Below are 20,568 nucleotides of genomic sequence, written 5' to 3' on the forward strand. Positions count from 1 at the left end.
TGGAATCTCAACGAAAACCAGCACGTCAATAGCCGTTTACCTACGGAATTCGTAGATCGAGAGGCCGCTTGATCGCGTAACCGGCACCTCCCGGCCGTCCCCTCCGCGCAAGAGGCCCGTACGGGAATCGCAGGCACCGCGTCAAAAAAACGTCAGGACGTCCGCTGTCCGGACATCCGGACGTACCGGATCCGGGTATGCCGACGCCCCGCCCTCCGCGGTGTCGAGGTCCGGGAGGGCGGGGCGCGCGGCGGGGTGGGTCAGTGGTTGCGCGGGAAGCCGAGGTCCACGCCGGCGGGGGCGTCGGCGGGGTCGGGCCAGCGGGTGGTGACGACCTTGCCGCGGGTGTAGAAGTGCGTGCCGTCGTTGCCGTAGATGTGGTGGTCGCCGAAGAGCGAGTCCTTCCAGCCGCCGAAGGAGTGGTAGCCCACGGGGACCGGGATCGGCACGTTCACCCCGACCATGCCCGCCTCCACCTCCAGCTGGAAGCGGCGGGCGGCGCCGCCGTCCCGGGTGAAGATCGCGGTGCCGTTGCCGAACGGCGAGCCGTTGATGAGGGCCAGGCCCTCCTCGTACGTGTCGACGCGCAGCACGCACAGGACGGGGCCGAAGATCTCGTCCTGGTACGCCTTCGCGCCGGTCGGCACCTTGTCGAGCAGCGAGATGCCGATCCAGTGGCCGTCCTCGAAGCCCTCGACCGTGTGCCCGGTGCCGTCGAGCACGACCTCGGCGCCCTCGGCGGCGGCACCCCGTACGTACGACGCCACCTTGTCGCGGTGCGCGGCCGTGATCAGCGGGCCCATCTCGCTCGTCGGGTCGTTGCCGGGGCCGATCTTGATCCGCTCGGCGCGCTCGCGGATCTTCGCCACCAGCGTGTCGCCGATCGCACCGACCGCGACGACCGCCGAGATGGCCATGCAGCGCTCGCCCGCTGAGCCGTAGGCGGCGGAGACGGCCGCGTCGGCCGCCGCGTCCAGGTCGGCGTCCGGCAGCACCAGCATGTGGTTCTTGGCGCCGCCCAGGGCCTGGACGCGCTTGCCGTTCGCGGCGGCGGTGGTGTGGATGTAGCGGGCGATCGGGGTCGAGCCGACGAAGGAGACGGCCTTGACGTCCGGGTGCTCCAGGAGCCGGTCCACGGCCACCTTGTCACCGTGCACGATGTTGAAGACGCCGTCCGGCAGCCCGGCCTCGGCCAGCAGTTCGGCGATCCTGACGGATGCCGACGGGTCCTTCTCGGACGGCTTCAGGACGAACGTGTTGCCGCACGCGATGGCGATCGGGAACATCCACATCGGGACCATCGCCGGGAAGTTGAACGGCGTGATGCCCGCGACGACGCCCAGCGGCTGCCGGATCGAGGCCACGTCCACGCGGCTCGCGACCTGCGTGGACAGCTCGCCCTTGAGCTGCACGTTGATGCCGCACGCCAGGTCGACGATCTCCAGGCCGCGGGCGACCTCGCCGAGCGCGTCGGAGTGCACCTTGCCGTGCTCGGCGGTGATCAGGGCGGCGATCTCGTCGCGGTGGGCGTCCAGCAGCGCGCGGAAGCGGAACAGGATCTCCGTGCGCCTGGCCAGCGAGGATTGGCCCCAGGTCGCGAAGGCGTCCTTGGCCGCCGCGACCGCCGCGTCCACCTCGTCGACGGTGGCGAACGCGACCTTGGTGGTGACCGCCCCGGTCGCCGGGTCCGTGACCGGCCCGTACGTCCCCGAGGCGCCTTCGACGGTCTTGCCGCCGATCCAGTGGTTGACGATCTTCGTCATGCCCGGTTACTCCTTCACAGATGGCGGCGTCGGGTCGAGACGTGCCGTTCGTACAGCTCACGCGCCTTGACCGCGGACGGTCGGGTCGCGGTCTCGGCCACAGGAACATCCCACCAGGCCTGCGCCGGAGGCGCGCCCGACACAGTGTCGGCCGTTTCGGTCTCCACGTAGACACATGTGGGAGTGTCGGCGGCCCGCGCCTTCACGAGCGCCTCGCGCAGGTCCCGCACGGTCCTGGCGCGCAGCACGCGCATGCCGAGACTGGCCGCGTTGGCGGCGAGGTCCACCGGCAGCGGGGCGCCCGTGTGGCCGCCGTCCTCGGCCGGGAAACGGTAGGCGGTGCCGAACCGTTCGCCGCCCACCGACTCCGAGAGCCCGCCGATGGAGGCGTAGCCGTGGTTCTGCACCAGCAGCAGCTTGATCGCGATGCCCTCCTGGACGGCCGTGACGATCTCGGTCGGCATCATCAGATACGTGCCGTCGCCGACCAGCGCCCACACCGGCCGGTCGGGCGCGGCGAGCTTCACCCCGATGGCGGCGGGGATCTCATAGCCCATGCACGAGTAGCCGTACTCCAGGTGGTACTGGTCCCGCGACCGCGCCCGCCACAGCTTGTGCAGATCGCCGGGCAGGGAGCCGGCCGCGTTGACGACGATGTCGGACTCGTCGACGATCGCGTCGAGCGCGCCGAGCACCTGCGGCTGGGTCGGCCGGACGTCCGGCTCGTCGGCCTCGTAGCAGGCGTCGACGCGCTGCTCCCAGCGCTCCTTGTCCTCCGTGTACTCGGCGACGTACGCGTCGGCGACCCGCCACCCGTGCTCCCCGAGCGCCCCGGTGAGGGCGCGCAGCGCGTCCCGGGCGTCGGCGACGAGCGGCAGCCCGGCCAGCTTGTGGCCGTCGTACGCGGCGATGTTGAGGTTGAGGAAGCGGACGTCCGGGTTCTCGAAGAGGGTGCCGGACGCGGTGGTGAAGTCGGTGTAGCGGGTGCCGACGCCGATCACCAGGTCGGCGGTGCGGGCCAGTTCGTCCGCGGTCGCCGTGCCGGTGTGGCCGACGCCGCCCACGTCCTGCGGATGGTCCCAGCGCAGCGCGCCCTTGCCGGCCTGGGTGGCGGCGACCGGGACGCGGGTGGCCTCGGCGAACGCGGCGAGCGCGGCCTCGGCCCGGCTGTGGTGGACGCCGCCGCCCGCGATGACGAGGGGCCGCCGGGCCGCGCGGACGGCCCGTACCGCCGCGGCCAGTTCGGCCGGGTCGGCCTGCGGCCTGCGCACCGTCCACACCCGTTCGGCGAAGAACTCCTCGGGCCAGTCGTACGCCTCCGCCTGGACGTCCTGCGGAAGGGCGAGCGTGACCGCGCCGGTCTCGACGGGGTCGGTGAGGACCCGCACGGCCTGGAGCGCGGACGCTATCAGGGCCTCCGGCCGGGTGATCCGGTCGAAGTACCGGGAGACCGGGCGCAGGCTGTCGTTGACCGACACATCGCCCGCGTACGGGACTTCGAGCTGCTGGAGCACCGGGTCGGCGGGGCGGGCGGCGAACACGTCACCGGGCAGCAGCAGCACCGGCAGATGGTTGACCGTGGCCAGCGCGGCACCGGTGACGAGGTTGGTGGCGCCCGGGCCGATGGACGTCGTCACCGCGTGCGTGGACAGCCGGCCGGACTGGCGCGCGTAGCCGACCGCCGCGTGCACCATGGCCTGTTCGTTACGGCCCTGGTGGTACGGCATGTCGGCGGCGTACTCGACGAGCGCCTGACCGATACCGGCGACGTTGCCGTGCCCGAAGATGCCCCAGGTGGCGCTGATGAGCCGGTGCCGCTCGCCGTCCCGCTCCGTGTACTGGGCGGACAGGAAGCGGACGAGCGCCTGCGCGACCGTGAGCCGCGTCGTTGAGGTCATCGGTACCCCTCTGTGCTCTCTACGTGGTCTGGATGGAAGCGGATCCGCCACTCCCGCGTCCCGCCCGGACCCGCCATGACGTTCAGGTAGTACATGTCGTGCCCGGGCTGGGCGATGGAGGGGCCGTGCCATCCGTCGGGTACGAGGACGGCATCGCCGGTGCGGACCTCCGTGAGGACGTCGGAGCCGCCCTCACGGGAAGGGAATACGCGCTGATATCCCAGACCGTTCGGACCGGCGATCTCGAAGTAGTAGATCTCCTCCAGTTCGGACTCCTCGCCCGGCCGGTGCTCGTCGTGCTTGTGCGGCGGGTACGAGGACCAGTTGCCGCCCGGCGTGATCACCTCCACGGCGATCAGCCGGTCGCAGTCGAACACGTCGGCGGCGGCGAAGTTGCGCACCAGACGGGAGCAGGTGCCGCTGCCGCGGTGTTCGACGGGGACCTCCGGCGCGGGGCCGTAGCGGGCGGGGAGTCGTCGCTCGCACTTCGCTCCTGCCAGGGCGAAGCGGCCTCCCGCACCGGAGGCGATCTGGACCCGGGCGTCCCGGGGTACGTACACGAAGTCGGAGACGGAGGCGAACACGCTCTCCCGGCCCCGGATTTGGAACTCTTCGTCCTCCACCTGCACGGTACAACCGCCGCTGAGCGGAAGCACGATCCACTCGCTGTCACCAGTGGTGAACATATGGGTGCCGCCCGGGGTCAGTTCGACGACGCGCAGGCCGCTGTGGGCCCAACCGGCCCGCTCGGGGCCGATGTCGACGGCGTACTGGGCGCCCGCGGTCGAGCCCTGCGGCAGATACAGGTCCTTGCTGGTCATGCGGCCCTCACAGCAGTCCTACGGCGGTGTCCACGGCGGCGGCCACATCGCCGTCCGCCGGGTACAGCAGCGAGCGGCCGACCACCAGGCCGCGCACGGTGGGCAGGCGCAGGGCGCCGCGCCACTTCTCGTACGCCGCCTCCTGGTCCGCGGGGGTGCCGCCGACCTCGCCGCCGAGCAGCACGGCGGGCAGCGTGGAGGTCGCCATGACGTCGGCCATGTCGTCCGGGTGCTCGGTGACCGGCACCTTCAACCAGGTGTAGGCGGACGTACCGCCGAGGCCCGAGGCGATGGCGATGGAACGGGTGACGGCCTCCGCCGACAGGTCGTTGCGCAGCCGGCCCTCGGGCGTGCGGCGGCTGATGAACGGCTCGACGAACACCGGCAGCCGGCGCTCGGCCATCGCGTCTATGACGCGCGCGGTGGACTCCAGGGTGGTCAGCGAGCCCGGGTCGGCGTAGTCGATGCGCAGCAGCAGCTTGCCCGCGTCGAAGCCGAGCCGTTCGATGTCCTCGGGGCGGTGGCCGGTGAAGCGGTCGTCGAGTTCGAAGGAGGCGCCCTGGAGCCCGCCGCGGTTCATGGAGCCCATGACGATCTTGTGGTCGAGGGCGCCGAGCAGCAGCAGGTCGTCGAGGATGTCGGCGGTCGCGAGGACCCCGTCCACACCGGGGCGGGACAGCGCGAGGCACAGCCGCTCCAGCAGGTCGGCACGGTTGGCCATGGCGAGCCTGCGGTCGCCGATGCCGAGGGCGCCGCGGGCCGGGTGGTCGGCGGCCACGATCATCAGCCGGCCGTGCTCGCCGAGCAGCGGGCGGCGCGGGCGGCGGGCCGCCGCCTCGGCCACCGCCTCGGGGTGGCGGGTGCGGGTGCGCACCAGCGCGGACACGTCCACGCGCGCGTGCCCGCCGCCGCTCGGGCCCTCGGGGTGGGCATCGCCACCGTTCGCGCCGTCAGGGTGGGCATCGCCGCTCGGGCCTTGGGGGTGGGCGCCACCGCCGTTCGCGCCGTCAGGGTGGGCGCCGCCGCCGTCCGGGCCCTCGGGGTGGGCGCCGGTGACCCGGCCGGCCCTCACAGCACCGCTCCGGCCGCGAGCGCGGCGGCGACCTCGTCCGGGGTGGGCATCGCCGAGGAGCACTCCAGGCGGGAGGCGACGATGGCGCCGGCCGCGTTGGCGTGCCGCATGATCGTCTCCAGGTCCCAGCAGGCCAGCAGGCCGTGGCACAGGGAGCCGCCGAAGGCGTCACCGGCGCCCAGTCCGTTCAGGACGGTGACCGGCAGCGGCGGCACCTCGGCCGACCCGCCGCTCCTGCTGACGGCGAGGACGCCCTTGGGTCCCTGCTTGACGACGGCGATCTCCACGCCCGCGTCGAGCAGCGCGCGGGCCGCGGCGTGCGGTTCGCGGACCCCGGTGGCCACCTCCACCTCGTCGAGGTTGCCGACGGCGACGGTGGTGTGGCGCAGCGCCTCCGCGTAGAACGGGCGTGCCGTGTCCGGGTCGGACCAGAACATGGGGCGCCAGTCGAGGTCGAAGACCGTGGTGCCGGACTTGGCGCGGTGCGCGAGGGCCGCCAGGGTCGCCGTGCGGCTGGGCTCCTCGCTCAGGCCGGTGCCGGTGACCCAGAAGACGCGGGCCTCCCGGACGGCGTCGAGGTCCAGGTCATGCGCGTCGATCTCCAGGTCGGGCGCCTTGGGCTGCCGGTAGAAGTAGAGCGGGAAGTCGTCCGGCGGGAAGACCTCGCAGAAGGTGACCGGGGTGGGCAGCCCGGGGACCGCGGTGACCCAGCGGTCGTCGACGCCGAAGCCGCGCAGGGCCTCGTGCAGATAGGCGCCGAACGGGTCGTCACCGGTGCGGGTGATCACGGCGGTGCTCCGGCCGAGGCGGGCCGCGGCGACCGCGACGTTCGTCGCCGACCCGCCGAGGAACTTGCCGAAGGAGGACACCTGGGCGAGCGGCACGCCCGTCTGCAACGGATACAGATCCACTCCGATCCGCCCCATGGTGATCAGGTCGTACGCCATCGGCTTCCCTTCTTCGGCACACGGCTCTCCCCCGGTTTGTAGTCCCGCACCGGGAACCCTGTCAATGTTTTGTCCGGACATTCGGACGAGTGCTTGACACCCCCTTCCGTGACCCGCACCCTGGCGGCCATGACGTCGATGTCACCTCAGTCCCCCGTCCCCGGCCTCTCCCGCATCCGGGTCGGATCGGCCCCCGATTCCTGGGGCGTGTGGTTCCCGGACGACCCCCGGCAGGTGCCCTGGCGGCGCTTCCTCGACGAGGTCGCCGCATCCGGCTACGAGTGGATCGAACTGGGCCCCTACGGCTATCTGCCGACCGATCCGGCCGTCCTCACCGAGGAGACCGCCCGACGCGGTCTGAAGGTGTCGGCCGGCACCGTCTTCACCGGCCTGCACCACGGCCCGGCGGTCTGGGACCGCACCTGGGCGCACGTCTCCGACATCGCGGCCCTCACCCAGGCCATGGGCGCCCGGCACCTGGTCGTCATCCCGTCGTTCTGGCGCGACGACAAGACCGGCGAGGTGCTGGAGCCGGACACGCTGACCCCCGAGCAGTGGCGCAACCTCACCTCGCTGACCGAACGGCTCGGCCGCGAGGTGCGCGAACGCTACGGCCTGGAGATCGTCGTCCACCCGCACGCCGACACCCACATCGACAGCGAGGAGAACGTCGTCCGCTTCCTCGACGGCACCGACTCCTCCCTGGTGTCGCTGTGCCTGGACACCGGGCACTACGCGTACTGCGGCGGAGACAGCGTCAAGCTGATCGAGACCTACGGCGAGCGCATCGGCTATCTGCACCTCAAGCAGGTGGACCCGCAGATCCTCGCCGAGGTACGGGCCGACGGCATCCCGTTCGGGCCCGCGGTCGCCAAGGGCGTCATGTGCGAACCGCCGTCCGGCGTGCCCGCGCTCGGCCCGGTCCTTCAGGCCGCGGCGCGGCTGGACGTCGACCTGTTCGCGATCGTCGAGCAGGACATGTACCCCTGCGAACCGGACCGGCCGCTGCCGATCGCCCAGCGCACCCGGGCCTTCCTGAGGTCCTGCGGGGCCTGAGCGCTCCGCTGGGAGTGCCGCGCTGTCCCATCGGCCGGCTGCGGCACCATCGTGGCTGGTCGCTCCCCACGGGACCGCCGGGCCGACGCGGCCCGCCCCCGCACCGGACCGCGCCGTCGCGGCCACCCGAACCGGCGACGCCTTTGCATCGGCCGTGTCACAAACGCCTCCGCCCTGTCACACATGTCGCGCATACGCGGGCTCTCGGTCACATCCGGTCGACAGCCCCTTCCTCGCACTCACTGTGCGTCGTTGACCGGACACAGGCGTGGTGATCGCCAGCGCAGCGCCCGGCTCCCCCGACGGCCGTCCCGGTCGCCGCCGCGGCGCGCGCAGGGAGGTGCGACTCATGACCGACCGAAGGCTCTGGTCCTACAAGGAGATCGCGGCACATATCAAGGTGCAGCCGGACACCGTACGGTCCTATCGCAAACACGGGCTGCTACCCCCGCCCGACCATGTGGAGGGAGGTAAGCCCTACTGGTACGCGGACACCGTCCGCGCCTGGGTGGCCTCCCGTCCCGGCAACCGCGGCAGACGCCAGAACTGACCGGCACCCTCCGCGGTGCCCCGCCTCCGGGCGGGGCACCGTGCGCCGAGGAACACGGGATGCCGCCCGCCCGCGTGGGGGCGGTCCCGCCGGTTCGCGGCGGTCGCCCTCGCCGTCGGACCGCGCCGCGCGTCCGCGTATGGGCGGGCCTCAGGACCAAGGCTCGATGACCGTCACCCCCGAACCCGGTGCCGTGCCCATCGCGGCCAGCGCGGACGGTGCCGCCTCCAGCGGGATCGCCGCCGTCACCAGCCGGTCGGGGCGCAGCATCCCCGCCCGGACCAGCTCCAGCATCGCCGGATAGGCGTGCGCGGCCATGCCGTGGCTGCCGAAGATCTCCAGTTCCAGGGCGACGACGCGGGCCATGGGAACCGGGGTGGCGCCGTCCGCGGAGGGCAGCAGGCCCACCTGGACATGCCGGCCGCGGCGGCGCAGCCCGGCCACCGAGCCGGCGCAGGTGGCCGGGGAGCCGAGGGCGTCCAGGGACAGGTGGGCGCCGCCGCCGGTCAGCTCGCGCACCGCCGCCGCCGGGTCCGCCGTGCCCGCCGCGTCCACGCACGCCGCGGCGCCGAACGCACGCGCCAGCTCCAGGGCCCGGGGCGACACGTCCACGGCGACCACCCGGGCGCCCGACGCCGCCGCGATCATCACCGCCGACAGGCCCACGCCTCCGCAACCGTGCACCGCGACCCACTCCCCCGCCGCCACCCGGCCCTGCTGCACCACCGCGCGGAAGGCCGTCGCGAAGCGGCAGCCGAGGGAGGCGGCGGTCGCGAAGGACATCCCGTCGGGGACGCGGACCAGGTTCACATCGGCGTGGTCGAGCGCCACGTACTCGGCGAAGGAACCCCAGTGGTGGAAGCCGGGCTGGGTCTGCCGCTCGCACACCTGCTGGTCGCCCGCCGCACACGCCGGGCAGCTCCCGCAGGCGCAGACGAAGGGCACGGTGACCCGGTCGCCGGGACGCCAGCCGGTGACGCGGGCGCCCACCGCCTCGATAGTCCCGGCGAGTTCATGACCGGGTACGTGCGGCAAGGTGATGTCCGGGTCATGGCCCATCCAGCCGTGCCAGTCGCTGCGGCACAGGCCGGTCGCCGCTACGCGCACCACCACGCCGTGCTCCGCCGGCTGCGGGTCCGGCACCTCCTTGATCTCGGCGGGCTCTCCGTACCGCTCGAACACCACAGCCCGCATGTTTCTCTCCTTGTGGACCGGCTCATCTGCGACTGCGCTCCGCTTGGGGCGGATCCCATGATGCGTCGTCGGCCGGCTGCGGCTGGGCGGGGGTCGAGCGCGCGGTTCCCCGCGCCCCTTCGGGGGCTACCTGGCCTTGATCAGCTGCGGCTGGGTGTCGGCTGTCGGGGTGGGGTTCGGACTGCGGGGTGGGGGCGCTCTGCATAGGGTGCGGGTAGATCGCCTCCGAGGGGACCTGTCGTGACCCACGCCCCGCCGCCCGGGCCACCCCGGGCCCGCATCCCCGGCCCGCGGCGGTCCCCGCCGCCCCGCCGCCGGGTGCGCGGGGGCCGGTGGCGGAGCCGGCTGTGGGGTGCCCCCGCCCTGCTGGTGCCGGCCGCCCTGATCGGGTACGCGGCACAGAAGGCCGCCTCACTGCCCACGCTGCTCCTGCTCGGCGGCTCCCTCGCATGCGCCGCACTGGCCCTGCGCTCACCCGACGGACACGGCCGCGACCGGACATGAGCCTGACCGCCGGCGGTGAGCCGCGCCGAGGGCACACAACACGCTCGCCCGGTGGGCAGGGGCGCGAGGGGAAGTGAGGCTGGGTGCGGGCGGTGGAGCGAGTCGGGGTGCCTGAGAGGGCGGTCGCCGCCAACGGGGTTGTGGGCGGGTTCCCGGGCTCGGATGTACCCCCTAGGGGTATACTCTGGGTGACGCAGGCCCCACTGTGGGACTCATCGGCCCCACCTGCCACGGACGAGGAGCAATGCCATGACCGCCCAGACCGACAACAGGGACTCCGTCACGACCGTCTACCAGGTGAACGGAATGAGCTGCGGACACTGCGAGGGTGCCGTCTCCGGGGAGATCTCGGAGATCCCCGGCGTCAGCTCGGTGAAGGCCGTCGCGTCCAGCGGCGAGGTCACCGTCGTCTCCGCCGCGCCGCTCGACGAGGAGGCCGTACGCGCCGCCGTCGACGAGGCCGGCTTCGAACTGGTCGGCACGGCCTGAGCCCGCACGGCCCGAACACTCGAACGCAGAGCTGAGACACCCCTCCCCGTCCGGGCCGTACCGACCAGCCGACACTGGATCCGTACGGCCCGGTCCGTTGTCTGGAGTCCGGACATGACCAGCACCACCACGGGACCCACCGCGGCGACGACCACGCCCCCCACAGCAGCCACAGCCACCACGGCCCCCGAAGCAACCAGGCCCCCCGCGACCGGCGAACCCGCGGCCGTCCGCGAGGTCGACCTGCTCATCGGGGGCATGACCTGCGCCTCCTGCGCCGCCCGGGTCGAGAAGAAGCTCAACCGCATGGACGGCGTCACCGCCACCGTGAACTTCGCGACGGAGAAGGCGAAGATCAGCTGTGCCGACGGGGTCCGGGTCGCCGATCTGATCGCCACCGTGGAGAAGACGGGGTACACCGCCGAGGAACCCCCGCCACCGCAGCCGCCCGACACGGCCGCACCGCCGCAGGCCCCCGAGGACCCCGAGTCGACGGCGCTGCGCCGGCGGCTGCTCGGCTCCGCCCTGCTGGCCGTGCCCGTGGTCCTGCTCGCCATGGTCCCGGCGCTCCAGTTCGACAACTGGCAGTGGCTCTCGCTGACCCTGGCCGCGCCGGTCGTCGTCTGGGGCGGACTGCCGTTCCACCGGGCCGCCTGGACGAACGCCCGGCACGGCGCGGCCACCATGGACACCCTGGTCTCGGTCGGCACGCTGGCGGCGTTCGGGTGGTCGCTGTGGGCGCTGTTCCTCGGCGACGCGGGCATGCCGGGCATGCACGACGAGTTCCGGTTCACCGTCGCCCGGATGGACTCCGCCTCCACCATCTATCTGGAGGTCGCCGCCGGCGTCGTCACCCTCATCCTGCTGGGCCGCTTCCTGGAGGCCCGCGCCAAGCGGCGGGCGGGCGCCGCCCTGCGGGCGCTGATGGAACTGGGCGCCAAGGACGTGGCCGTACTGCGGGAGGGCCGCGAGGTGCGTGTGCCGGTGGCGCGGCTGCGGGTCGGCGACCGCTTCGTCGTGCGCCCCGGCGAGAAGGTCGCCACCGACGGCACCGTGGTCGAGGGGGTCTCCGCGATCGACCAGTCCTTGCTGACCGGCGAGTCGGTGCCGCGGGACGTGGGCGTCGGCGACGCCGTCACCGGTGCCACGGTCAACGCGGGCGGCCGGCTGGTCGTCGAGGCCACCCGGGTCGGCACGGACACCCGGCTGGCCCGGATGGCGAAGCTCGTGGAGGACGCCCAGAACGGCAAGGCCGAGGTGCAGCGGCTCGCCGACCGGGTCTCCGCGGTGTTCGTCCCGGTGGTCATCCTGATCGCCGCCGCCACGTTCGGGGTGTGGCTCGGCGTCACGGGCGACACGGCCGCCGCCTTCACGGCGGCCGTCGCGGTGCTGATCATCGCCTGCCCGTGCGCACTGGGCCTGGCCACGCCCACCGCGCTGATGGTCGGCACCGGCCGGGGCGCGCAGCTCGGCATCCTCATCAAGGGCCCGGAGGTCCTGGAGTCCACGCGCCGCGTCGACACCGTCGTCCTGGACAAGACCGGCACGGTCACCACCGGCCGGATGACCCTCCAGGAGGTGTACGTCGCCGAGGGGACCGACGAGAAGGAGCTGCTGCGGCTCGCGGGCGCCCTGGAGCACGCCTCCGAGCATCCGGTGGCCCGAGCGGTCGCGGCCGGCGCCGAGGAGCGGGTCGGGACGCTGCCGCCGGCCGAGCACTTCGAGAACGTCCCGGGGCGGGGCGTACGCGGGCGTGTCGAGGGCCGTGAGGTGGTCGTGGGGCGGCTGTTCGACGAGCTGCCGCCGCGGCTGGGCCGTGCGGTGGCCGAGGCCGAGAGGAACGGCCGTACGGCGGTCGTGGCCGGCTGGGACGGAGCCGCGCGCGGGGTCCTCGCCGTCGCCGACGCGGTCAGGGAGACCAGCGCCGAGGCCGTACGGGAGCTGCGGGCGCTGGGACTCAGGCCGGTGCTGCTGACCGGGGACAACAGTGCGGTGGCGCGGTCCGTCGCCGAGGCCGTGGGGATCGACGAGGTGATCGCCGAGGTGCTGCCCGAGGACAAGGTCGATGTCGTACGGCGGCTGCGGCGCGAGGGGCGGACCGTGGCCATGGTGGGTGACGGCGTCAACGACGCGGCGGCGCTCGCCACCGCCGATCTGGGTCTCGCGATGGGCACCGGCACGGACGCGGCGATCGAGGCGGGCGATCTGACGCTGGTGCGCGGGGATCTGCGGGTGGCCGCGGACGCCATCCGGCTGTCCCGGCGTACGCTGGCCACGATCAAGGGCAATCTGGTGTGGGCCTTCGGCTACAACGTGGCCGCGCTGCCGCTGGCGGCTGCCGGACTGCTGAACCCCATGATCGCCGGGGCGGCGATGGCCTTCTCGTCGGTGTTCGTGGTGACGAACAGCCTGCGGCTGCGGCGGTTCCGGTGAGTCCTGCCGAAGTTACCCACAGTAGGTCGGGGCCGAAGTAAGAGTGCCCCTAGAGTCCGGCGCGAGCCTCACATAAGCTCTTCACAAGGCTCGCGCATCATCCTTACGCTTGAGCCCCGATCGCCATATTGGGGCTCTTGCGTATTTTAGGGACATATGCAAGAGACGCAGATCACAGTGATGTGAACGTAACCATCGAAGGGGTTCGACGGTCTAAGTTGGCGATGTCAGTCGACGTCTTGGGGGGCGTCGGCCGGCATCTGAGGATGTCTTGGGGGACTTCCTCAGAGATGCGTTGCCGGGGCACGTGCAGCGGGGAGCTTTGAGCGGCCACTCCGATCGTGCGGGTCCCGGCAGATCGCACCGCATCACTGGAGTGCGGCGGGTTTTGCTCGTTGTGCTCATGCAGCGATTCAGGCGCTGCTTTCGCAAGCGCCCGGCCGGATCCCGTGGGGGGAATCCGCACCGGGACACGGGAAGGCGCCCTGGTCGTCGGCCCGTGGGGGGACCGGCGTTCCAGGGCGCCTTCTGCTTTTCAGCGTTCGGTTCGCCGCCGGGGCCCCTGGCGGCGAGTGGCCCGGAGTCGGCACGGGCTTCGGCCGCGGATCCGTCGCGCTTTGCGGGCAGCCCGGGCCCACACATACAAAACCTCGGCGGGGTCTGGCTGTGCCGCCGGGGGCGGGGCGCCTCGGGGGGTGCCTCGGAGACTTCGTCCGGCGGGTGCGGCGCCACTGTGGCCGGTCGCGCAGTTCCCCGCGCCCCTTTGGGGCGGTGACCCTGCTGGGCGCCGGCAAAAAGGGCGGCGCCGACTCGGGAGAAGACCGGATGCCGCGACCCTCCGGGGCCACGGCATCCTTCACAGCAGCAGGTGTCAGCGCACTCAGCGCTCCGGCAGGTGTCAGCGCTCCTCGACCGGCACGAAGTCGCGCTCGACGACGCCCGTGTAGATCTGGCGCGGACGGCCGATGCGGGACCCCGGCTCCTTGATCATTTCCTGCCACTGGGCGATCCAGCCCGGCAGCCGGCCGAGGGCGAACAGGACGGTGAACATCTCCGTCGGGAAGCCCATGGCCCGGTAGATCAGACCGGTGTAGAAGTCCACGTTCGGGTAGAGCTTGCGCTCGACGAAGTAGCTGTCGGAGAGGGCGTGCTCCTCCAGCTTGAGGGCGATGTCAAGCAGCTCGTCCTCCTTGCCGAGGGCCGAGAGCACATCGTGCGCGGCGGCCTTGATGATCTTGGCGCGCGGGTCGAAGTTCTTGTAGACCCGGTGGCCGAAGCCCATCAGGCGGACGCCGTCCTCCTTGTTCTTCACCTTGCGGATGAAGGTGTCGACGTCGGCGCCGGAGTCGCGGATGCCCTCCAGCATCTCCAGGACGGACTGGTTGGCGCCGCCGTGCAGCGGGCCCCACAGCGCGTTGATGCCCGCGGAGATCGAGGCGAACATGTTGGCCTGGGACGAGCCGACCAGACGGACCGTGGAGGTCGAACAGTTCTGCTCGTGGTCCGCGTGCAGGATCAGCAGCTTGTCGAGGGCGGAGACGACGACCGGGTCCAGCTGGTACTCGTCCGCCGGCACCGAGAAGGTCATACGCAGGAAGTTCTCGACGTAGCCGAGGTCGTTGCGCGGGTAGACGAACGGGTGGCCGATCGACTTCTTGTAGGCGTACGCCGCGATCGTCGGGAGCTTGGCGAGCAGCCGGATGGTGGAGAGGTTGCGCTGCTTCTCGTCGAACGGGTTGTGACTGTCCTGGTAGAACGTGGACAGCGCCGAGACGACCGAGGACAGCATCGCCATCGGGTGGGCGTCGCGAGGGAAGCCCGTGTAGAAGTTCTTGACGTCCTCGTGCAGCAGCGTGTGCTGGGTGACGTCGTTCTTGAACGTGGTCAGCTCGTCGACGGTCGGCAGCTCACCGTTGATCAGCAGGTACGCCACCTCCAGGAACGTGGAGCGCTCGGCCAGCTGCTCGATCGGGTAGCCGCGGTAGCGCAGGATGCCCGCCTCGCCGTCGAGGTAGGTGATGGCGGATTTATAGGCAGCCGTGTTGCCGTAACCGCTGTCCAGAGTCACCAGACCGGTCTGGGCGCGGAGCTTCCCGATGTCGAAGCCCTTGTCGCCGACGGTGCTGTCGATCACCGGGTAGGTGTACTCGCCGTCGCCGTACCGCAGTACTACAGAGTTGTCGCTCACGTCTTCCCTCACCGACGTAGTGCCTCATCTTCGAGGTGCCCTGACTGTCTCTACCATCCCCCATTTGGCTCAGGAGAGTGCACTCGGGGTCGACCATTGGGCTTATTGGCGGCACTCAGTGCCGCCAACCTGCTCATCCTGCCCCGTTGCCGGCCCGTCTGGAAGGGCTCTGTGACCTTCCCGACTCAATTGATCGATCATTTTCGGAGCTCCAGCCGGAAGTCGAGGGCCGTGCACCGCCGGCCGGCCGACACGGTGCGTACCGCCTGGCCGATCGCCTTGCGCGAACCGACGAGGACGACCAGCCGCTTGGCCCGGGTGACCGCCGTGTACAGCAGATTGCGCTGGAGCATCATCCACGCGCCCGTGGTGACCGGGATCACCACCGCCGGGTACTCGCTGCCCTGCGAGCGGTGGATGGTCACCGCGTACGCGTGCGCCAGCTCGTCCAGTTCGTCGAACTCGTACGGCACCTCCTCGTCCTCGTCCGTCAGCACCGTCAGCCGCTGGTCGACCGGATCGAGCGAGGTGACCACGCCCACGGTGCCGTTGAAGACGCCGTTCTCGCCTTTCTCGTAATTGTTGCGAATCTGGGTCACCTTGTCGCCGACACGGAAGACCCGGCCGCCGAACCGCTTCTCGGGCAGGTCGGGACGGCCCGGCGTGACGGCCTGCTGAAGCAGCCCGTTGAGGGTGCCGGCGCCGGCCGGGCCGCGGTGCATCGGCGCGAGCACCTGCACATCCCGGCGCGGGTCGAGGCCGAACCGGGCCGGGATGCGGCGCGCGGCCACGTCCACGGTGAGGCGTCCGGCCGCCTCCGTGTCGTCCTCGACGAACAGGAAGAAGTCCTTCATGCCGTCGGTGACCGGGTGCTGCCCGGAGTTGATGCGGTGCGCGTTGGTCACCACGCCGGACTGCTGGGCCTGCCGGAAGACCCGGGTGAGACGGACGGCCGGGATCGGGCTGCCGTCGGCCAGCAGATCCCGCAGCACCTCGCCGGCCCCGACGCTGGGCAGCTGGTCCACATCCCCGACGAAGAGCAGATGGGCGCCCGGGGGCACCGCCTTGACCAGCTTGTTGGCGAGCAGCAGGTCCAGCATGGACGCCTCGTCCACGACGACCAGGTCGGCCTGGAGCGGGCGGTCCTTGTCGTACGCCGCGTCGCCGCCCGGTCTCAGCTCCAGCAGCCGGTGCACGGTGGACGCCTCGGCGCCGGTCAGCTCGGCCAGCCGCTTGGCGGCCCGGCCGGTGGGAGCCGCCAGCACCACCCTGGCCTGTTTGGCGCGGGCCAGCTCCACGATGGAGCGGACCGTGAAGGACTTGCCGCAGCCGGGGCCGCCGGTGAGGACGGCGACCTTCTCGGTCAGCGCCAGCCGCACGGCCGCCTCCTGCTCGGGCGCGAGGTCGGCGCCGGTGCGCCCCTTGAGCCAGCCCAGGGCCTTGTCCCAGGCCACGTCCCGGAAGGACGGCATCCGGTCCTCGTCGGTGCGCAGCAGGCGCAGCAGCTGGGCGGCGAGGGAGAGTTCCGCGCGGTGGAAGGGGACGAGGTAGACCGCGGTGACGGGCTCGCCGCCGTCGGGTCCGGGCACCTTCTCCCGTACGACGCCCGGGTCGGACCCGTCCTGCGGCGGCTCGGCCAGTTCGGCAAGGCACTCGATGACCAGGCCGGTGTCGACCTGGAGCAGCTTCACCGCGTCCGCGATCAGCCGCTCCTCGGGCAGGAAGCAGTGGCCCTGGTCGGTGGACTGGGACAGCGCGTACTGGAGGCCCGCCTTGACGCGCTCCGGGCTGTCGTGCGGGATGCCCACGGACTGGGCGATCTTGTCGGCGGTCAGAAAGCCGATGCCCCACACGTCCGCCGCCAGCCGGTACGGCTGGTTCTTGACCACGGAGATCGAGGCGTCGCCGTACTTCTTGTAGATGCGCACCGCGATGGACGTGGAGACCTCGACGGTCTGCAGGAAGAGCATGACCTCCTTGATCGCCTTCTGCTCCTCCCAGGCGTCTGCGATCTTCTTGGTGCGCTTGGGGCCGAGGCCGGGCACCTCGATCAGCCGCTTGGGCTCCTCCTCGATGATCCGCAGCGTGTCCAGTCCGAAGTGCTGTGTGATGCGGTCGGCGAACACCGGGCCGATGCCCTTGACCAGGCCCGAGCCGAGGTAGCGGCGGATGCCCTGGACGGTGGCCGGCAGGACGGTCGTGTAGTTCTCCACGGTGAACTGCTTGCCGTACTGCGGGTGGGAGCCCCAGCGGCCCTCCATCCGCAGCGACTCGCCCACCTGCGCGCCGAGCAGCGCACCGACCACGGTCAGCAGGTCGCCGGCGCCCCTGCCGGTGTCGACGCGCGCGACCGTGTAGCCGTTGTCCTCGTTGGCGTACGTGATCCGCTCCAGCACGCCTTCGAGTACGGCGAGCTTCCGCTCGGTGGGGTTCCCCGCCTGCTGCACCATGCCTCCGACCGTACCGCCGACCTGTGACAGCGCCGCCCGCGGAGGTGCGCGGTGGGGCTGTGCTGGGTCTATGGGCCGACGTGGTTTCTGCGCCGGGCGCACGATCCCGGCGAGCAGTTGCCAGCGGGGGGGTGTTCAGGGGCGGGGGTGCTGCTCCTTGAGGGCTTGCAGGAAGGCCGTGAAGACGGGGGTGGGGAAGGTGAGGGGGCCGTGGGCGCGGTTCTTGGAGTCGCGGATGGCGATGTGGGTGGGCGAGTTCGCTATCTCGACGCAGTCGTTGCCGTCGCCCTCACCGGAGTAGGACGACTTGCGCCAGTTGCCGGGGATGCTCAAGGGATGCCTCACCGTCTCCCTCAGGGGGTGGGACGCGACTTCACGGCTTCGAGGAAGGCCGAGAAGGCGGGGGCTGGAAAGGTGAGGGGGCCGTGGGCGCGGTCCTTGGAGTCGCGTATGCCCACTCGGGTGCGGTGGTGTGCGATTTCCACGCAGGAGTCACCGTCGCCGGGGCCCGAGTAGGACGACTTGCGCCAGTTGTCGAGGGTGTCCATGAGGTGCCTCACAGCTCTTTGATCAACCTGTGGATGAAGTCGCGTGACCGTTCAGGGTCAAGTGACGCGGCCTCCACTTTACGGAAGAGCGTTCGAAACGCACCGAGTTGGGCTTCGGAGTCAACGAAGGCGGCGCCGTGAGGCGCATCCCGTACGACCGTATCCAGCTTGGGCACGGAGCCACCTGCGTACGTCATCGCACTCGCGGCGCCGGCAAAGCCCTCTAGGTCGAAAGGGATGACGCGGACAGTGATGTGATCGGCTTCGGAGAGTTCAAGAAGACGGGCGAGTTGGGATCGAATGGCACCGCGGTCACTCACCATGATGCGCAACGCCGCCTCGTGCACGACGGCTTCGTACGGCGTGCGGCGCGGGTCTTCCAGGATGACCTTGCGCTGCATCCGGTGCCTGACACGCAACTCAAGCTCTTCACAGGGAAGTTCAGGCACTCGGTAGGCGTAGACGGCACGGGCGTAATCCTCCGTCTGGAGGAGACCGGGAATGTGCAGGAACTGAGCTTCTCGCAAGAACGTGGCATGGTGCTCCAGCTCAGCGAGGTCAAGGAAGGGTGTGGGCAAGGCTCCGCGGTACTCCTCCCACCACCCCTGAGTCCGATCGGCGGCCATGGCGATCAGAGCCTTGATGAATGCCTCATCCGTGCATACATAGTGGTCCGCAAGACGGTGCAGCCGCTTCTCACTCACACCGGCGAGCGCGGATTCGATGTGGCTGATCTGGGCGGAGCCCACTCCTAGCAGCCCTGCCGCCTCGCGTGCGGTCAGGCCTGCCGCCTCCCGGAGTCTGCGCAGTTCGACAGCCAGACGCATCTGCCGGGCCGTTGGTTCGCGCCTCAGCGCCATCTGACACTCCTCGACTCAACGCGCCTGCGAGCGCAACTCGTTCAGGCGACAGATTACGCGACCGACTTGCGAGACATGAACTTATAGACCTACCGTCGGTGACGCGACGCACACGCTGCGGAAATTCCGGGGCACCGGAAGCGCTCCGTCCTGCCACGACGGTTGCGGCAATGCCACCGCCCGCCCCACTCGCAGCGCTCCGAACCCCACCACCGAGCCGGAGTTGACGCATGCCCGAAAACGTGCCCGAACCCTGGGAGTACTGCCTGTACATCCCGAACGACCTGCGCGCCGTCACCGTCAGCCGCCGCACCCTCCGCCTGATCCTGACCGTCCACGGCCTGATCAACCTGGTCGACGTCGCGGAGTTGCTGGCGACCGAACTGGTCTCCAACGCCGTACGGCACACGAAGGGGCCGGCCGCCCTGCGCGTGCGCTGGTCGGCGGGCGTACTGCGACTGGGGGCATGGGACGCCGACCCCGAACCCCCCGAACCGCCACGCCCCTTGGACCAGGCCACCGAGTCGGAGGACGGCCGCGGGCTCGCGCTGGTCCGGGCCTGCGCCGACCTCTGGGGCTGGCAGCCCCTGACCAGGCACGGCAACCGGGGCAAGTACGTGTGGTGCGAACTCGCGGCGGCCTGAGGAGGGGCGGCGAGAACCCGATGCGGTGGGCAAAGCGCCGCGAGGGGGCGCGGGAGTGCGGCGGGGGGCGCGGGAGGGTCGGCCGCGACACAGCGAAGACGATCTACGGCGCGTCCGGCCGTGCCGACGCTGCGGCCCGGCTCGTTGATCTCGTCGTACGGAAAGGAGAGCTGATGGTCGGCTCGTCACATGAGGCGCTGCACCGGATCTTCCAGAAGGATCCGGCCCTGCTGACCCGGGCGCTACAACGGGTGCTGCACGTGCCCTTCCCCGAGCCCCGGGAGATAGCCGCGCTGAACGTGGACCTCACAGAGATCGAACCCGTCGAGCGGCGCGTGGACATCGGGCGGAGACGGACGAGGGGACCTTCCTTCTCGTGGTCGAGTCGCAGGGGAAGGCGGACGACCGGAAGCGGGGCAGCTGGCCCTATTACCTGTCGTACTTGTATGAGAAGTACCGCTGTGAGCCCGTGCTCATCGTCATCACCCAGAACAGCGCCACGGCCAAGTGGGCGTCGAAGCCCATCCGGTTCGGCTTCCCCGGCTGGGAGTCGCTGACCGTACGGCCGCTGGTGCTGGGGCCGGACAACGTGCCGGTGATCGCGGATGAACGGCAGGCCGAGCGGGACGTACCCCTTGCGGTGCTGTCGGCGATGACACACGGGCGGGGACCGCAGGCCGCCGTCATACTGGAATCCCTGGCAGCCGCCCTGCGGACCGTCGACTCCGACAGTGCCGCGGTCTTCGTGCAGTTCGTCGACTCATGCCTGGCCGATCCCCAGGCGAAGAAGATGTGGAGGGACTTGATGACGGCGATCCAGTACTTCTGGCGACACCCGCTGGCCGAACAGGTGCGGGAAGAAGGGCGTGAAGAAGGCATCGAGCAAGGCATCGAACAAGGTCTCGAACGAGGACGTGTAGAGGGGCACATCGAAAGGTCCCGCAAGACGGTCCTGAACATCCTCGAATGGCGCGGGATCCCCGTGCCCGACACAGTCCGCGACCGGGTCAACGCCTGCACGGACCTCGACCAACTCGACACCTGGACCCAGCGAGCCATGCACGCCACCAACACCGCCGAACTCTTCACCCAAGAGTGAGTACGTGACCCGCCGGGCCGCCCGCGGCACGGGTGGCCCGCATCGTCAACCA

Annotated in this window: 17 protein-coding genes and 1 pseudogene; 7 read left to right on the top strand and 11 right to left on the bottom strand. The window is 71.0% G+C overall.

Annotated elements, in window-relative coordinates:
- Positions 1-260 precede the first annotated feature (260 nt).
- The 5 genes from mmsA to iolC all read right to left on the bottom strand — a co-directional run bounded on the left by mmsA (position 261) and on the right by iolC (position 6,501).
- Positions 261-1,763, bottom strand: coding sequence for a CoA-acylating methylmalonate-semialdehyde dehydrogenase (mmsA, locus tag AC27LF_RS02580; RefSeq protein ID WP_479656064.1), 1,503 nt, complete (start codon positions 1,761-1,763; stop codon positions 261-263).
- Positions 1,764-1,777: 14 nt separating this feature from the next.
- Positions 1,778-3,661, bottom strand: a complete 1,884-nt coding sequence (iolD, locus tag AC27LF_RS02585; RefSeq protein WP_479656063.1) for a 3D-(3,5/4)-trihydroxycyclohexane-1,2-dione acylhydrolase (decyclizing) — start codon at positions 3,659-3,661, stop codon at positions 1,778-1,780.
- Positions 3,658-4,482, bottom strand: a complete 825-nt coding sequence (gene iolB, locus AC27LF_RS02590) for a 5-deoxy-glucuronate isomerase (RefSeq protein ID WP_479656062.1) — start codon at positions 4,480-4,482, stop codon at positions 3,658-3,660. The genes iolD and iolB overlap by 4 nt, the downstream gene beginning before the upstream one ends.
- Positions 4,483-4,489: 7 nt before the next feature.
- Positions 4,490-5,368 (bottom strand): Cgl0159 family (beta/alpha)8-fold protein, encoded by an 879-nt coding sequence (locus AC27LF_RS02595; protein ID WP_479656177.1) that lies wholly within the window; start codon positions 5,366-5,368, stop codon positions 4,490-4,492.
- Positions 5,369-5,550: 182 nt separating this feature from the next.
- Entirely contained in the window at positions 5,551-6,501 is a 951-nt protein-coding gene (gene iolC, locus AC27LF_RS02600) for a 5-dehydro-2-deoxygluconokinase (protein WP_479656061.1), read from the bottom strand.
- Between the two features lie 129 nt (positions 6,502-6,630).
- Between iolC and AC27LF_RS02605 the strand changes: the two genes are divergently transcribed.
- A complete protein-coding gene (locus AC27LF_RS02605; RefSeq protein ID WP_479656176.1) occupies positions 6,631-7,557 on the top strand; it encodes a sugar phosphate isomerase/epimerase family protein in 927 nt (308 codons plus the stop codon).
- 349 nt (positions 7,558-7,906) lie between these two features.
- The gene (locus tag AC27LF_RS02610; protein ID WP_121888636.1) at positions 7,907-8,107 is read left to right on the top strand and encodes a helix-turn-helix transcriptional regulator; all 201 of its coding nucleotides are present in this window, start codon (positions 7,907-7,909) and stop codon (positions 8,105-8,107) included.
- A gap of 150 nt (positions 8,108-8,257) precedes the next feature.
- On the opposite strand, the gene AC27LF_RS02615 is transcribed toward AC27LF_RS02610, so the two are convergent.
- Positions 8,258-9,301 carry a zinc-dependent alcohol dehydrogenase family protein gene (locus AC27LF_RS02615; RefSeq protein ID WP_479656060.1) on the bottom strand — a complete coding sequence of 348 codons (1,044 nt, stop codon included), beginning with the start codon at positions 9,299-9,301 and terminating at the stop codon, positions 8,258-8,260.
- Positions 9,302-9,541: 240 nt separating this feature from the next.
- Between AC27LF_RS02615 and AC27LF_RS02620 the strand changes: the two genes are divergently transcribed.
- The 3 genes from AC27LF_RS02620 to AC27LF_RS02630 all read left to right on the top strand — a co-directional run bounded on the left by AC27LF_RS02620 (position 9,542) and on the right by AC27LF_RS02630 (position 12,727).
- Complete coding sequence (locus tag AC27LF_RS02620; protein ID WP_479656059.1) at positions 9,542-9,805, top strand: hypothetical protein; 264 nt, start codon at positions 9,542-9,544, stop codon at positions 9,803-9,805.
- Positions 9,806-10,054: 249 nt separating this feature from the next.
- Positions 10,055-10,294 (top strand): heavy-metal-associated domain-containing protein, encoded by a 240-nt coding sequence (locus AC27LF_RS02625; RefSeq protein WP_479656058.1) that lies wholly within the window; start codon positions 10,055-10,057, stop codon positions 10,292-10,294.
- A 114-nt stretch (positions 10,295-10,408) separates the two neighbouring features.
- Positions 10,409-12,727 (top strand): heavy metal translocating P-type ATPase, encoded by a 2,319-nt coding sequence (locus AC27LF_RS02630; RefSeq protein ID WP_479656057.1) that lies wholly within the window; start codon positions 10,409-10,411, stop codon positions 12,725-12,727.
- 898 nt (positions 12,728-13,625) lie between these two features.
- On the opposite strand, the gene AC27LF_RS02635 is transcribed toward AC27LF_RS02630, so the two are convergent.
- The 5 genes from AC27LF_RS02635 to AC27LF_RS02655 form a co-directional block, all read right to left on the bottom strand.
- A complete protein-coding gene (locus AC27LF_RS02635; protein WP_479656056.1) occupies positions 13,626-14,915 on the bottom strand; it encodes a citrate synthase in 1,290 nt (429 codons plus the stop codon).
- A 197-nt stretch (positions 14,916-15,112) separates the two neighbouring features.
- Complete coding sequence (gene recD2, locus AC27LF_RS02640; RefSeq protein WP_479656055.1) at positions 15,113-17,365, bottom strand: SF1B family DNA helicase RecD2; 2,253 nt, start codon at positions 17,363-17,365, stop codon at positions 15,113-15,115.
- A gap of 135 nt (positions 17,366-17,500) precedes the next feature.
- Positions 17,501-17,710 carry a DUF397 domain-containing protein gene (locus AC27LF_RS02645; protein ID WP_479656054.1) on the bottom strand — a complete coding sequence of 70 codons (210 nt, stop codon included), beginning with the start codon at positions 17,708-17,710 and terminating at the stop codon, positions 17,501-17,503.
- Positions 17,711-17,718: 8 nt separating this feature from the next.
- Entirely contained in the window at positions 17,719-17,913 is a 195-nt protein-coding gene (locus tag AC27LF_RS02650) for a DUF397 domain-containing protein (protein WP_479656175.1), read from the bottom strand.
- An 8-nt stretch (positions 17,914-17,921) separates the two neighbouring features.
- A complete protein-coding gene (locus tag AC27LF_RS02655) occupies positions 17,922-18,773 on the bottom strand; it encodes a helix-turn-helix domain-containing protein (RefSeq protein ID WP_479656053.1) in 852 nt (283 codons plus the stop codon).
- Between the two features lie 230 nt (positions 18,774-19,003).
- Between AC27LF_RS02655 and AC27LF_RS02660 the strand changes: the two genes are divergently transcribed.
- Together AC27LF_RS02660 and AC27LF_RS02665 are read left to right on the top strand one after the other, a co-directional pair.
- Positions 19,004-19,417 (top strand): ATP-binding protein, encoded by a 414-nt coding sequence (locus AC27LF_RS02660; RefSeq protein ID WP_479656052.1) that lies wholly within the window; start codon positions 19,004-19,006, stop codon positions 19,415-19,417.
- Between the two features lie 173 nt (positions 19,418-19,590).
- Positions 19,591-20,516 (top strand): annotated as a pseudogene (locus tag AC27LF_RS02665) (hypothetical protein).
- The last annotated feature ends 52 nt before the right edge of the window (positions 20,517-20,568 follow it).

This window comes from Streptomyces diversicolor, assembly GCF_057537855.1.

What these genes read in the sequence shown, in the direction of transcription:
- AC27LF_RS02660 (WP_479656052.1), top strand. Translation starts at nt 19,004, where the DNA reads ATGCCCGAAAACGTGCCCGAACCCTGGGAGTACTGCCTGTACATCCCG.
- iolB (WP_479656062.1), bottom strand. Translation starts at nt 4,482, where the DNA reads ATGACCAGCAAGGACCTGTATCTGCCGCAGGGCTCGACCGCGGGCGCC.
- AC27LF_RS02610 (WP_121888636.1), top strand. Translation starts at nt 7,907, where the DNA reads ATGACCGACCGAAGGCTCTGGTCCTACAAGGAGATCGCGGCACATATC.
- iolD (WP_479656063.1), bottom strand. Translation starts at nt 3,661, where the DNA reads ATGACCTCAACGACGCGGCTCACGGTCGCGCAGGCGCTCGTCCGCTTC.
- AC27LF_RS02625 (WP_479656058.1), top strand. Translation starts at nt 10,055, where the DNA reads ATGACCGCCCAGACCGACAACAGGGACTCCGTCACGACCGTCTACCAG.
- iolC (WP_479656061.1), bottom strand. Translation starts at nt 6,501, where the DNA reads ATGGCGTACGACCTGATCACCATGGGGCGGATCGGAGTGGATCTGTAT.
- AC27LF_RS02605 (WP_479656176.1), top strand. Translation starts at nt 6,631, where the DNA reads ATGACGTCGATGTCACCTCAGTCCCCCGTCCCCGGCCTCTCCCGCATC.
- AC27LF_RS02655 (WP_479656053.1), bottom strand. Translation starts at nt 18,773, where the DNA reads ATGGCGCTGAGGCGCGAACCAACGGCCCGGCAGATGCGTCTGGCTGTC.
- AC27LF_RS02650 (WP_479656175.1), bottom strand. Translation starts at nt 17,913, where the DNA reads ATGGACACCCTCGACAACTGGCGCAAGTCGTCCTACTCGGGCCCCGGC.
- mmsA (WP_479656064.1), bottom strand. Translation starts at nt 1,763, where the DNA reads ATGACGAAGATCGTCAACCACTGGATCGGCGGCAAGACCGTCGAAGGC.
- AC27LF_RS02630 (WP_479656057.1), top strand. Translation starts at nt 10,409, where the DNA reads ATGACCAGCACCACCACGGGACCCACCGCGGCGACGACCACGCCCCCC.
- recD2 (WP_479656055.1), bottom strand. Translation starts at nt 17,365, where the DNA reads ATGGTGCAGCAGGCGGGGAACCCCACCGAGCGGAAGCTCGCCGTACTC.
- AC27LF_RS02615 (WP_479656060.1), bottom strand. Translation starts at nt 9,301, where the DNA reads ATGCGGGCTGTGGTGTTCGAGCGGTACGGAGAGCCCGCCGAGATCAAG.